Origin of the sequence: Polynucleobacter asymbioticus QLW-P1DMWA-1, assembly GCF_000016345.1 — a bacterium.
In the GTDB taxonomy this organism is placed as follows: Bacteria; Pseudomonadota; Gammaproteobacteria; order Burkholderiales; family Burkholderiaceae; genus Polynucleobacter; species Polynucleobacter asymbioticus.
In genome coordinates this window covers 1,573,811-1,585,597 of the sequence record NC_009379.1, presented here as the reverse complement: position 1 = coordinate 1,585,597, position 11,787 = coordinate 1,573,811, and the positions used below count along the sequence as shown (strand labels likewise).

General features: G+C 45.3%; 13 protein-coding genes. 9 read left to right on the top strand and 4 right to left on the bottom strand.

Annotated features, from left to right (window positions below):
- Positions 1–13 precede the first annotated feature (13 nt).
- The 9 genes from PNUC_RS07885 (at position 14) to PNUC_RS07845 (ending at position 8,672) form a co-directional block, all read left to right on the top strand.
- Positions 14–1,315, top strand: a complete 1,302-nt coding sequence (locus tag PNUC_RS07885) for a TAXI family TRAP transporter solute-binding subunit (RefSeq protein ID WP_011903346.1) — start codon at positions 14–16, stop codon at positions 1,313–1,315.
- A gap of 11 nt (positions 1,316–1,326) precedes the next feature.
- Complete coding sequence (locus PNUC_RS07880) at positions 1,327–2,295, top strand: Bug family tripartite tricarboxylate transporter substrate binding protein (protein ID WP_011903345.1); 969 nt, start codon at positions 1,327–1,329, stop codon at positions 2,293–2,295.
- Positions 2,296–2,326: 31 nt separating this feature from the next.
- Positions 2,327–3,562 carry an MFS transporter gene (locus PNUC_RS07875; RefSeq protein WP_011903344.1) on the top strand — a complete coding sequence of 412 codons (1,236 nt, stop codon included), beginning with the start codon at positions 2,327–2,329 and terminating at the stop codon, positions 3,560–3,562.
- A gap of 272 nt (positions 3,563–3,834) precedes the next feature.
- Positions 3,835–5,133, top strand: coding sequence for an isocitrate lyase (gene aceA, locus PNUC_RS07870; protein ID WP_011903343.1), 1,299 nt, complete (start codon positions 3,835–3,837; stop codon positions 5,131–5,133).
- A 106-nt stretch (positions 5,134–5,239) separates the two neighbouring features.
- Positions 5,240–5,680 (top strand): HIT family protein, encoded by a 441-nt coding sequence (locus PNUC_RS07865; RefSeq protein WP_011903342.1) that lies wholly within the window; start codon positions 5,240–5,242, stop codon positions 5,678–5,680.
- Between the two features lie 67 nt (positions 5,681–5,747).
- The gene (locus PNUC_RS07860) at positions 5,748–6,419 is read left to right on the top strand and encodes a 3-oxoacid CoA-transferase subunit A (RefSeq protein ID WP_011903341.1); all 672 of its coding nucleotides are present in this window, start codon (positions 5,748–5,750) and stop codon (positions 6,417–6,419) included.
- Positions 6,416–7,078: a 3-oxoacid CoA-transferase subunit B gene (locus PNUC_RS07855; RefSeq protein ID WP_011903340.1), complete on the top strand. Its 663-nt coding sequence runs from the start codon at positions 6,416–6,418 to the stop codon at positions 7,076–7,078. The genes PNUC_RS07860 and PNUC_RS07855 overlap by 4 nt, the downstream gene beginning before the upstream one ends.
- A gap of 23 nt (positions 7,079–7,101) precedes the next feature.
- On the top strand, positions 7,102–8,274 hold the full coding sequence (locus PNUC_RS07850; RefSeq protein WP_011903339.1) for a thiolase domain-containing protein: 1,173 nt from the start codon (positions 7,102–7,104) through the stop codon (positions 8,272–8,274).
- On the top strand, positions 8,271–8,672 hold the full coding sequence (locus PNUC_RS07845) for a Zn-ribbon domain-containing OB-fold protein (protein WP_011903338.1): 402 nt from the start codon (positions 8,271–8,273) through the stop codon (positions 8,670–8,672). Before PNUC_RS07850 ends, PNUC_RS07845 begins: the two co-directional genes overlap by 4 nt.
- A 3-nt stretch (positions 8,673–8,675) precedes the next feature.
- Here PNUC_RS07845 and PNUC_RS07840 read toward each other — a convergent pair whose 3' ends face one another.
- The 4 genes from PNUC_RS07840 to PNUC_RS07825 are packed head-to-tail and all read right to left on the bottom strand — an operon-like array spanning position 8,676 to position 11,786.
- Complete coding sequence (locus tag PNUC_RS07840) at positions 8,676–9,101, bottom strand: DUF1841 family protein (protein WP_048812281.1); 426 nt, start codon at positions 9,099–9,101, stop codon at positions 8,676–8,678.
- On the bottom strand, positions 9,094–9,750 hold the full coding sequence (gene nth / locus PNUC_RS07835) for an endonuclease III (protein ID WP_048812140.1): 657 nt from the start codon (positions 9,748–9,750) through the stop codon (positions 9,094–9,096). The genes PNUC_RS07840 and nth overlap by 8 nt, the downstream gene beginning before the upstream one ends.
- Entirely contained in the window at positions 9,750–10,442 is a 693-nt protein-coding gene (rsxB, locus tag PNUC_RS07830) for an electron transport complex subunit RsxB (RefSeq protein ID WP_011903335.1), read from the bottom strand. Before rsxB ends, nth begins: the two co-directional genes overlap by 1 nt.
- A 54-nt stretch (positions 10,443–10,496) precedes the next feature.
- Complete coding sequence (locus PNUC_RS07825) at positions 10,497–11,786, bottom strand: polyhydroxyalkanoate depolymerase (RefSeq protein WP_011903334.1); 1,290 nt, start codon at positions 11,784–11,786, stop codon at positions 10,497–10,499.
- Position 11,787: the final 1 nt, after the last annotated feature.

The following is an 11,787-nucleotide window of genomic DNA, read 5'->3' as shown; positions in this document are numbered from 1 at the left end:
CAAGAGAAGTACTATGACATCATTAAAAAAATATCTCTACAACCCTTTTGCATTGGTCATTGGATTCTGCGTTCTATTAATTTCTATTTTTGCAGTGCTTTGGATCTTAGTTCCGCCTCCACCAAAAGTCATTGAGGTGGCTACTGGTTTTCCAACGGGACTGTACTACCAGTTTGGTGAGCGTTTAAAGGCCGAGGTGGCTAGCGAGGGTGTGACCTTAAATGTCAAAGCAACCGGTGGCACTATTGATAATTTGGCCTTATTAGCTGATCCCAACTCAGGCGTTAACTTTGCAATGGTGCAAGGAGGAGTCGCTGATGTTTCTAAATATCCGCATTTGGTCTCTATAGCGGGTATGTTTTATGAGCCGGTTTGGGTTTGGTATCGAGAGTCTGCATTCAAAGCTGATGGCGGCCGCTTACAAGTTCTCGGTCAGCTCAAAGGAAAGCGCGTGGCCATAGGCAATGAGGGAAGCGGCACTCTAGCCCTATCTACTGCATTGCTTAAGGCTAGCGGAATTTCCGAAGACCAATTACACACTCAAAGACTCAAACCTGATCAGGCTCTAGAGAAGCTATCTAAGGGCGACTTGGACGCTGTATTTATTGTGGCTGCTGCCGAGGCACCAGTGCTTGATAAGTTTTACCAAATTCCCGGCATTCATGTGATGAGCTTTGATCAAGCAGACGCTTATACGAGAAACATGCCTTACTTATCTAAGGTAACCGTTCCACGTGGATTATTAAGTATTGAATATGATCTACCACGCCAAGATATACAAGTAATCGCACCAACTGCAACATTAGTCACTCGTGACAATGTCAGTCCTGCCATGATTTCCTTAATGTTAAGTGCCTCTTACGATATTTTGAAATCGTATTCGCGTTTACAAAAGGTGGGGGAGTTTCCATCTAGTTCGGGAATGGATTTTCCGCTTCACGTTGATGCTGAAATTTATCTCAAGGATGGACCATCATTCTTGCATCGCCACTTACCATTTTGGACTGCGGTCTGGGTAGGGCGTTTTGCGAAGATTGTCATTCCTTTGCTCGTGATTTTTATCCCCCTCTTTACTTATGTCCCAACGGCGAAGAACTTTTTATTACGCTTAAAGCTTGCTCGCGTTTACGCAGAACTGCGAGAAATTGAAAAAAATGCCCATAACCCAGCTATGCGGGATAAGAACTTTAAGGATTTGGAAGCGATTGAAAATCGAGTTGGCAATATCAAAGTTTCGATGATGGATTCAAAAGAACTTTATGACCTTAAGGGGCATGTAGGAGATGTACGTGCGCGCTTAAATCTTCATGCTTAATGGGGATAGCTATGAATAAGAAAAAGATTAGAGGGGTAGCTTTCTTTTTCGGGATCAGTCTTGCGGGTTTGGTATTTGCCCAGGCTTATCCAAGTAAGCCCATCTCTTTAGTCGTTCCCCAAACAGCAGGCGGTACCAATGACATTGTTGCCCGTTTGATGGCACCCGCTTTTGGCGAGGCTATTGGCTCTTCTGTGATCGTAGAGAACAAGCCAGGTGCTGGCGGCAATATTGGAACCCAAGGCGTAGCGCGTGCTCCCAAAGACGGATACACCCTGTTGCTCACGATTAACAGTGCACAAGCTATTAATCCCGCTCTCTATAAGAACCCTGGATTTGATCCAATTAATGATTTCATTCCGGTGTATTACATTGGCGCCACCCCTTACGTTTTGGTTTCTCCACCAGGATCTCCATATAAAACACTTGCTGAAGTCGTTGCGGCAGCTAAAAGGAAGCCTGGTGAACTGTCTTATGCTTCAGCGGGAAATGGAACGATCAGTCATTTGCTGGGTGCGATGTTAAATACGAGCGCGGGTATTGATATGCAGCACATTCCCTACAAAGGGGTTGCTCCGGCAATTAATGATGTATTGGGTGGTCAAGTGCCACTGGCTTTCGCAAGCCTACCTTCTGCCTTAAATTACATTAAGGCAGGTAAGTTACAAGCTATTGCCATTAGCTCTGCTAAACGCTCTAGCGCTGCCCCAGAAATTCCAACGATTGCAGAAACTTATCCCGACTGTGTGGGTGAAGTCTGGGTTGCATTGTTCGCGCCTATAGGTACCCCAGCTGCAGTAGTCAAGAAAATACAGTCTGCGATGGATAAAGTAATGGCAAGTCCTGAGGTTCGAGAAAAACTGGCTGCGCAAGGATTGGATTTGAGTCCAGTTACCCCATCCAGGCTCGTTACCTTGCTTAAAGATGAGTTAGCTAAGTGGGTCAAAATTGTGAAGGCCTCTGGGGCGCAGCTCGATTAAATGATGACGTAGACTGCCATACAATAAGCACATGACTGTTGCGCAAATCAGGCGTGCCAGTGATGTCCGGGTTATTGGTCTCATTAGCCTGGCGCACGGTAGCTCACATTTCTTTCATTTAGTTCTTCCACCCATGTTTCCATGGTTGAAGAATGAGTTTGCTCTTAGCTATGCAGAGCTCGGTTTACTCATGTCGATTTTCTTTGTGGTGTCTTGCATAGTGCAAGCCGCATCTGGATTTTTAGTCGATCGGATTGGGGCAAGACCAGTCTTATTTGCCGGTGTGGCTCTCTTATCGCTTGCTGGCCTCACGTATTCTCAAAGCACTGGCTATTCGATGCTTATCTTGGGTGCTGTGATTGCGGGTTTAGGTAATGGTGTTTTTCACCCAGTGGATTACACTTTAATTAACCATAAAATTTCACCTCCCAATTTACCTTATGCCTATTCCATGCATGGAGTAACGGGGTATTTGGGGTGGGCTGCTGCTCCAGCCTTTATGGTCGGGATCGCACAGTTGTCTGATTGGCGGATGGCCTTTCTCTCAGCAGCTGCTCTAGAAGCCCTGATACTTTTGATTCTTTGGTTAAATAAGTCTCAACTCATTGATGATGTAAAAGAGCGGCATGCACAGTCTCATGCTGATGAACAAGCTATTAACCCTGGTGGTGCCCCAGCTAGTGCTTTTGCATTTCTAAAGCTGCCAGCAGTGTGGTTATGTTGGATATTCTTTTTCTTTAGCATGGCTTCTACTTCTAGTCTGCAATCATTTGCACCTAGCGGACTCTTTAAAGTCTATCAAATTCCAATCGACGTAGGAAGTTATTTCATTACGTTGTTGGCGCTAGGAAGTGCTGGTGGCGTCTTATTCGGTGGATATTTAGCAGCTAAGTTAAAGGCGCCTGAACGTATCGTGAGTTCTTGTTTGTCGGTGACAGTGGTGATGTGTTTGCTGCTTGCAACAGGAATGGTTTCTGCGGAAATAATTCCATTCATCTTTTTCGCGCTTGGCTTTGGTTACGGTGTCGTTGCACCTTCGCGTGATCTATTGGTAAAACTAGCTACCCCTAAGGGGGTATCGGGTCGTGTTTATGGAATTGTTTATTCCGGTATTGATTTGGGCGCAGCGGTCGGCCCATTTATCTTTGGTTTCTTTATGGACGCCGGACTTCCAAAGGCCTTATTTATTGGTATTGCCATCTTCCAGATAATGATTATTCCGACGGTCTTTAAGGTGTCCTCAAACACTGTATCCAAAGCGGTCTAAATTACGGGTAATTAATTTCATCATATGAAATGTCATTACGCTGCGTAAAATGCGGTGCAATATCAGCCCAATTGGTTTATTCCAAGTGATGAATATTCATTCCGCATTATAAAAATGTAATTCTAAGTAATTGAATTTTATGAACTAAATAATTTAGAAAATTTTCTGATTTGCTCTTGCTAGGTTTTATTTAGCATCTAAACTCTTATATAAGACATAAGACTTAAATGTCTCAATATTTCGAAGTACTTGTTTAACTTAGGGAGAAAAACATGGCAGATCGCAAAGCAGAAATCGCAGCGTTACAAAAAGATTGGGACACCAATCCACGCTGGAAAGGTATTACTCGTGGTTATACGGCTGAGGACGTTGTACGTCTTCGCGGCTCATTGAAGATTGAGCACACTTTAGCCAAGCATGGCGCAGAGCGTCTATGGGAATTGGTTAATAACGAAGCTTACGTTAACTGTTTAGGTGCTTTGACTGGTGGTCAAGCAATGCAACAAGTTAAAGCTGGCGTACAAGCAATTTATTTATCTGGTTGGCAAGTGGCTGCTGACGGTAACTCATACGCAGCGATGTATCCAGACCAATCTTTATATCCAGTAGATTCAGTTCCTAAAATGGTTGAGCGTATTAATAACTCATTCCAACGTGCTGACGAAATTCAAACTGCAAAAGGTATTCAGCGTGGCGATGCTGGCTTTATCGAATATTTCGCGCCAATCGTTGCTGATGCTGAAGCAGGTTTCGGTGGCGTATTGAATGCATTTGAGTTAAGCAAGGCATTGATCAAGCAAGGTGCTGCTGGCGTTCACTTTGAAGACCAATTGTCTTCAGTGAAGAAGTGCGGTCACTTGGGTGGTAAGGTCTTGTTGCCTACATCTGAATCAGTTCAAAAATTGATCTCTGCACGTTTGGCTGCAGACGTAATGGGTACTCCGACGATCATCTTGGCCCGTACCGATGCTGAAGCTGCCGACTTGTTGACCTCAGACTACGATGAGAATGACAAGCCATTCTTGACAGGCGAGCGTACTCCAGAAGGCTTCTACAAAACACGTAAGGGCTTAGATCAGGCGATCTCCCGTGGTCTCGCATACGCTGCTTACGCAGATATGGTTTGGTGTGAAACAGGTACTCCTGATCTGGATTTTGCTCGTCAGTTTGCTGAAGCAATTCGTGCGAAGTTCCCAGGAAAGATGTTGGCATACAACTGCTCACCTTCTTTCAACTGGAAGAAAAACCTGGATGACGCAACAATTGCTAAATTCCAACGTGAGTTGGGCGCGATGGGTTACAAGTATCAATTTATTACTCTCGCTGGTATCCACTCTATGTGGTACAACATGTTCGACTTGGCGCAAGACTACATGCAACGCGGTATGACTGCCTACATCGAGAAAGTACAAGAGCCAGAATTTGCAGCACGTGATCGTGGATACACCTTCGTTTCACATCAGCAAGAAGTTGGTACTGGTTATTTCGATGATGTAACAACAGTTATTCAAGGTGGTAAGTCTTCCGTAACGGCCTTAACTGGTTCTACTGAAGAAGAGCAGTTCCACTAATTAGAATCCCTAAGTAGTCTGTAGTAGCAGTAGTACCCATACTGCCGCGGCATCTAAATTACCCCACAAGGGTGACTTAGATGCCGTTTTCGTTTACATTCTTCCCATGACTAATTGCGTACTGTGTAAAGAAGATCTCACACCTTCCGAAGGTGAGCTTATTTGGCGTGGAGATTACTGTCGTGTCATCTTGGTAAATGATCCGGATCTGCCTGGTTTTTGCAGGGTCATTTGGAATCATCATGTCGCTGATATGTCTGATCTCACCTATGGAGAGCGGGATCACATCATGTCTTTGGTGTTTGCTGTCGAAGAGGCTATTCGAGATGTGATGGATCCAGACAAGATTAATTTGGCTGCCTTGGGTAATATGGTGCCTCATATTCATTGGCACGTGATTCCACGCTATCAAGATGATGCCTACTTCCCTGGTTCTGTGTGGTCCGTAAGAACCCAAGAGACCGCTAAGGCGACCTTAGAGTCTAGAAAGGCTCTGGCAGCAAAGCTCCCCAATGCAATTCGCTCAGCAATTTCTCAAATGCATTAAATTAGTGGTAAATCAGCAAAAAGCTGAATAGTAGTACCCATAATAAAAAAATAGATGGAGACTTGTAGTGATACAAAAAATTATTCCCGGCGTGGCTGATGCTGTGCGGGATATTGCCAGTGGTTCAACCATTTTGGTTTCAGGTTTTGGGGGTGCTGGCTCACCGATGTTCTTATTGGACGCTCTTGCGGAGCAGGGTGCTAAAGATCTCACCATCATCAGCAATAATGCGGGCAACTCCGGCATTGGCATCTCTAAATTAATTGCTAGAGGTCAGGTTAAAAAGATGGTTTGCTCCTTTCCGCGTCAGCCAGAATCAGGCGCCTTTGATGACTTGTATCGCGCAGGAAAAATTGAGTTGGAGCTAGTGCCACAAGGAACGCTTGCTGAGCGTATTCGGGCGGGTGGTGCCGGTATCGGTGGTTTTTATACTCCTACCGGATTTGGTACGGAGCTTGCCATAGGAAAAGACACTCGAGTGATTGATGGCGTGAATCATATTTTTGAATTTGCCATTAAAGCCGACTACGCCCTTATTAAGGCGGATAAAGGTGATCGTTGGGGCAATCTCACTTATCACCGTACAGGTCGTAACTTTGGTCCTATTATGGCCACCGCTGCGAGTTGCACTATTGCACAAGTTAATCAAGTGGTTGAGTTGGGAGAATTGGATCCCGAGGTCATTGTGACTCCAGGCATTTTTGTTAAACGTATTGTGCTTGCTGGAGCAAAGTCATGATTGATCTTTCTAAGGTGCAAAAGCGAACAACAGCAGATATTGCCAAGCGCATTGTTCAAGATATTCCAGATGGTGCTCATGTCAATTTGGGGATTGGTCAGCCTATGACGATCTCTAACTACCTACCATCCGATAAAGAAATTTTGCTGCATTCGGAAAATGGCCTCCTTGGTATGGGCCCTTTGGCTCAGGGTGATGAGATTGATGAAGAACTGGTCAATGCGGGCAAGCAACCTGTCACCATGCTTCCAGGCGCATCACTATGCCATCACGCGGATTCTTTTGTGATGATTCGAGGCGGGCATATTGATATCTGTGTCTTAGGTGCTTTTCAGGTCTCTGTAAAAGGGGATATCGCCAATTGGCGCACTGGCGACCCTAAGGCGATTCCAGCAGTTGGTGGTGCAATGGATCTAGCCCTTGGCGCTAAAAAATTATTCGTGATGATGGAGCATTTAACAAAGTCAGGCGAATCTAAGTTGGTATCTGAGTGCACTTATCCATTAACAGCCTTAGCTGCGGTCGATTGCATCTATACAGATCTCGCAACCATTGAAGTCACCCCAAAAGGTTTGCTCGCTGTTGACTGGATAGATGGTTTAAGTTTTGAGGAATTACAAGAGTTAAGCGGTGTGCCGATGCTTCAAAAGTCTGCATAAAGCAATTCAATAAAGGAAGAGTTATGTCTGTTGCCTCAAATGCTTGTATCGCAGGAATATATGAGCACCCCTTACGAGTCGCCCCTAACCATACCGTAGCCCAACTTCATGCCGAGGTAGCACGCGGTGCTTTATTGGATGCTGGCTTAACCTTAGATGATGTCGATGGTTATTTTTGTGCGGGCGATGCGCCTGGTATGGGTCCCGTATCGATGGCGGATTACTTAGGGTTAAAAAAACTCAAGTATCTCGACTCAACCGATACTGGAGGCTCCTCCTACTTAACCCATGTGAACCATGCTGCTCGTGCAATTGCAGCTGGTCAATGCAAGGTGGCATTAATCACCTTAGCAGGACGTCCTAAGTCTGAAGGTTCTAGCGGTACACAAGTCCGTAGCCAATATGCGAGTGCGCCCGACTTTGCTTTTGAGAAACCGTACTCCCCAGCACCTTTAAATACGTATGCAATGTGCGCGATGCGTCATATGTATGAGTTTGGTACTACCAGTGAACAATTGGCTTGGATCAAAGTCGCTGCGTCTCATCATGCGCAACATAATCCCAATGCTGCATTAAAAGACGTTCTCACTGTTGAGGATGTGCTGAACTCGCCGATGATTGCTGATCCATTGCATCGTGCAGATTGTTGTGTCGTGACCGATAGCGGTGGGGCATTGGTTGTGGTTCATCCCGACATTGCTAAAACCTTGAAAAAGCCAGTAGTGACAATGATGGGCGCCGGTGAAACCACCAAAGGCCAAATGGGAGGTAAGGTTGACCTGACTTACTCAGGTTTAGCATGGGCAGCTCCATTAGCCTTCAAAGAAGCAAAGCTCACTCCAGAGCAAATTCGTTACGCCTCTATTTACGATAGCTTCACTATTACTGTATTGATTCAGCTTGAGGACCTTGGCTTTTGTAAAAAAGGTGAGGGCGGAAAGTTTGTGGAAGGTGGCCAGCTCATTTCTGGGCAAGGAAGGCTTGCTTTTAATACCGATGGCGGGGGCTTATGCAACAACCACCCCGCTAATCGTGGTGGAATGACTAAAGTCATTGAGGCAGTAAGACAATTGCGTGGTGAAGCGCATCCAGCAGTGCAAGTTCCGAATTTAGAGTTTGCTTTAGCTTCTGGAATTGGTGGTGCACTCGGAACCCGTCATGGCGCAGCAGTATTAATTATGGGGAGAACACAATGAGTCAAGAAAAACAGGAACATCGTTTACCAAGCCCCATTAGCAACCCTGAAAATACAGTATTTTTAGAGGCCGCTCAAAATAATCAGTTAGTGCTGAAGCATTGCAACGCTTGCAAAGAGGTGCATTACTATCCTCGCACTATTTGCCCCCATTGCGGAAGCGATGACACAACTTGGGTTAATTCTGATGGAGTGGGTGAGATCTATTCTTATACGGTGATGCGACGCGGAGTGGAAGTTCCATTTGCAATGGCCTATGTACGTCTTACAGAGGGAATCTCTTTGCTAACGCATTTGACCAACTGCGATTTTGATTCGATTCGAGTAGGGCAAAAAGTAAAAGTCATTTTTCAAGAAACTCAAGATGGGCAAAAGACCCATCTCTTTGAACCTCTTTGAGACTTAAACCAGCCGCTTTAATGCTTCGAGATAATTCTCGGGATTGAGTGGCTGGCCTTCTCTTTGCGCTTCCCACATCACTTGCCCCAAGCATTCCATCATCAAGTGCTGTGCTTCATGCTCAGAACCCAATTTCTTAGATAATTTTTCCGCTATTTCTTTAATGCCCGGCGGTTGATTGATAGAGATTTGTTCGCTAATGGAGAGATGCATCGAGAGATGTAAAAACGGATTGGTTTCGCCACGTTCAGGTGTGTAATCTTGTCCTAGCGCCCCTTCAGGATCCCCTAGCAAGGCATGATATTCAGGATGCTCCGTCATCCAATCACCCGCCAAGGTTTCCATAGGATCCAGAATATGATTTTCTGTTTTCTTTTTCCAGGTATCACAGAAAAAACGCCGTACTTCTTCACGAGTTGGGTTAAATATCGCCACGAACTTTTCCTTTACCAGTTTTTTGTTTAAATCCACAGAGTGGTTCAACAATGCATTGTGCACACTCAGGGCTGCGAGCCTTGCAGGTATATCTTCCATGCAGAATAAGCCAATGATGTGCATCTTGTAGATACTCTTTTGGTACCCGCTTGAGCAATTGCTCTTCTACTTTTAAAACATCTTTGCCAGGGGCTAGCCCAGTTCGATTAGAAACGCGAAAGATATGGGTATCAACAGCCATTGTGGGTTGACCAAACGCCGTATTCAAAATGACGTTGGCTGTTTTACGGCCTACGCCTGGTAGTGCCTCTAGTTCTTCCCGTGTTTCGGGTACTTGGCCAGCATGTTTTTCTAGCAGAAGACGGCAAGTTTCTTGAATATGCTTACCCTTGGAATTAAATAGGCCAATGTGCTGAATATAAGGACGGACACCTTCTTCGCCAAGATCTAAAAGGGCTTGCGGGGTGTTGGCAATCTTAAATAGTTTGCGGGTACCTTTGTTTACCGAGACATCCGTTGCTTGGGCAGATAGTAGTACGGCAATTAGCAATTCAAAAGGTGAACTGTATTCCAATTCTGTTTCTGGATTTGGGTTATTCGCCTTTAACTGCTCAAAAAATGCGCGGCGCTTTTCTAAGTTCATCATTTTTTCAGTTGTGCTCTGGCAATCGCTGCAGCAATAATGGCGCGCTTACGCTCTTTTTCATTTTCTTCATCAATCGAGGACGGTTGTTCTGCATTAACTGCCGCTAATTTGGCCTGAGCCTTTTTCGCAAGTCGTTCATCATTATCTTTTTGTTCGCGATCTAGCCTTAATTCTCGTTCGTTGTAACGTTCGCGAGAGAGATGGGCTAACTCAGGAGACCAGGCATCCCAGCCAGTGGAGCTACCAGTGACATTGATCATGCTGATGCAATCAACCGGACACGGTGGAATACAGAGATCACAGCCTGTACAACAAGCATCTAAAACGACATGCATTTGCTTAGAGGCGCCAATGATGGCATCAACTGGACAGGCTTGAATGCATAAGGTGCATCCAATGCATTTTTGGGGGTCAATGAATGCAACTGCTCTAGGGCGCTCTTCGCCACACTCAGGGTTGACGTAGGGATGAAGATCAAATGCATCCTGGGGATAAATGGGGCTGAGAATGGCGCTCAAGCGTTTGACGCCTTCAACCCCTCCTGGAGGACAGCGATTTGGAAGTACATCTCCTTGTGCCATGGCTTCGGCGTAAGACCGACAGTCTGGGTAACCGCATTTAGTGCATTGGGTTTGCGGAAGAACATCATCTAGGCGATTGCTTAATTCTTGCGCCTGGATAGTCTTCATCAATCAGTGGGTCTTAAGTAAATGAGAGACGCTGAGGTCTCTCATTATCTTGATTTACTTCGCGTCTAACTTTGGTAGGCGCGCTTTGGTTTTTCTTTGGGCCGGATGATGTTCACGAATAAAGGATTTAATTTTTGGATAAACCTTTTCACGCCAACGACGACCAGCAAAGATGCCGTAGTGACCAGCACCAGCAACTTCATAATGATCTTTATGCTCTTTTGGAATACCTGCACATAAAGCATGTGCTGAGCGGGTCTGACCACTGCCAGAAATATCATCCAACTCACCCTCAACTGTGAGAAGTGCAGTCTTCTTAATATCTTGAGGCTTCACTAATTTTCCAGAAACTTCCCATGTACCATTTGGTAATGAATAGTCTTGGAATACTGTTTTGATGGTGTCTAGATAGAATTTGGCATCAAGATCTAATACCGCGTTGTACTCATCGTAGAAGCGAATATGTGATTCAGCATCTTGCTCATCACCACGCACCAAGTTCTGGAAATAATCCCAGTGAGACTGCAAGTGGTTTTGTGGGTTCATGGCAATAAAGCCAGTGTGTTGCAAGAAGCCTGGATACACGCGACGGCCTGCTGCTGGGTAATTTGGTGGCACGTTATAAATCACATGACTCTCAAACCACTCATGTGATTTTTGTTCGGCTAAGTTGTTCACCGCAGTAGGTGATTTACGAGCATCAATCGGACCGCCCATCATGATCATGGATGCAGGCGTTTTCTCACCAGCAGAAGCCATCAAAGAAATTGCGCCTAATGTGGGTACTGTTGGTTGGCATACGGAAATGACGTGCAGATCTTCTGCGCCAATCGTGCGAATAAATTCTTGAACATAGTGCACATAGTCATCTAAACCAAATTCACCATCTTCAAGTGGAACTAGGCGTGCATCAATCCAGTCGGTAATGTAAACCTTGTGATCTTGCAAAAGGGTGCGAACGGTATCACGCAATAATGTGGAGTGATGTCCAGACATGGGCGCGACCACTAAAACAACCGGATCTTCTTTAAGCTTTTTGATGACTTCAACATCATCGGAGAAACGCTTGAAGCGAACTAAGTTGCAAAACGGTTTTGCAACAGCCGTTCTTTCATGAATAGCTACTTCACGGCCATGCGCCATCACTGAGCGAATTCCAAACTCTGGCTTTTTGTAGTTTTTACCTAAGCGATAGAGTAATTCATAGCTGGCCGCTAAACGCTCTGAACCGGGAACCTTGGAGGCTGGGTTTGAAGCATTAATAAAAGCTTCTGAGGCTGCGCGCGCCCATGAGCTTACTGGTTGAAGTAAGGCTTTTTGAAATTCATGTAACTGATATAGCATG

Bases quoted from the DNA above. Each gene is read 5' to 3' on its own strand.
- PNUC_RS07885 (WP_011903346.1), top strand. From the start codon at position 14: ATGACATCATTAAAAAAATATCTCTACAACCCTTTTGCATTGGTCATT.
- PNUC_RS07880 (WP_011903345.1), top strand. From the start codon at position 1,327: ATGAATAAGAAAAAGATTAGAGGGGTAGCTTTCTTTTTCGGGATCAGT.
- PNUC_RS07875 (WP_011903344.1), top strand. From the start codon at position 2,327: ATGACTGTTGCGCAAATCAGGCGTGCCAGTGATGTCCGGGTTATTGGT.
- aceA (WP_011903343.1), top strand. From the start codon at position 3,835: ATGGCAGATCGCAAAGCAGAAATCGCAGCGTTACAAAAAGATTGGGAC.
- PNUC_RS07865 (WP_011903342.1), top strand. From the start codon at position 5,240: ATGACTAATTGCGTACTGTGTAAAGAAGATCTCACACCTTCCGAAGGT.
- PNUC_RS07855 (WP_011903340.1), top strand. From the start codon at position 6,416: ATGATTGATCTTTCTAAGGTGCAAAAGCGAACAACAGCAGATATTGCC.
- PNUC_RS07850 (WP_011903339.1), top strand. From the start codon at position 7,102: ATGTCTGTTGCCTCAAATGCTTGTATCGCAGGAATATATGAGCACCCC.
- PNUC_RS07845 (WP_011903338.1), top strand. From the start codon at position 8,271: ATGAGTCAAGAAAAACAGGAACATCGTTTACCAAGCCCCATTAGCAAC.
- nth (WP_048812140.1), bottom strand. From the start codon at position 9,750: ATGAACTTAGAAAAGCGCCGCGCATTTTTTGAGCAGTTAAAGGCGAAT.
- rsxB (WP_011903335.1), bottom strand. From the start codon at position 10,442: ATGAAGACTATCCAGGCGCAAGAATTAAGCAATCGCCTAGATGATGTT.
- PNUC_RS07825 (WP_011903334.1), bottom strand. From the start codon at position 11,786: ATGCTATATCAGTTACATGAATTTCAAAAAGCCTTACTTCAACCAGTA.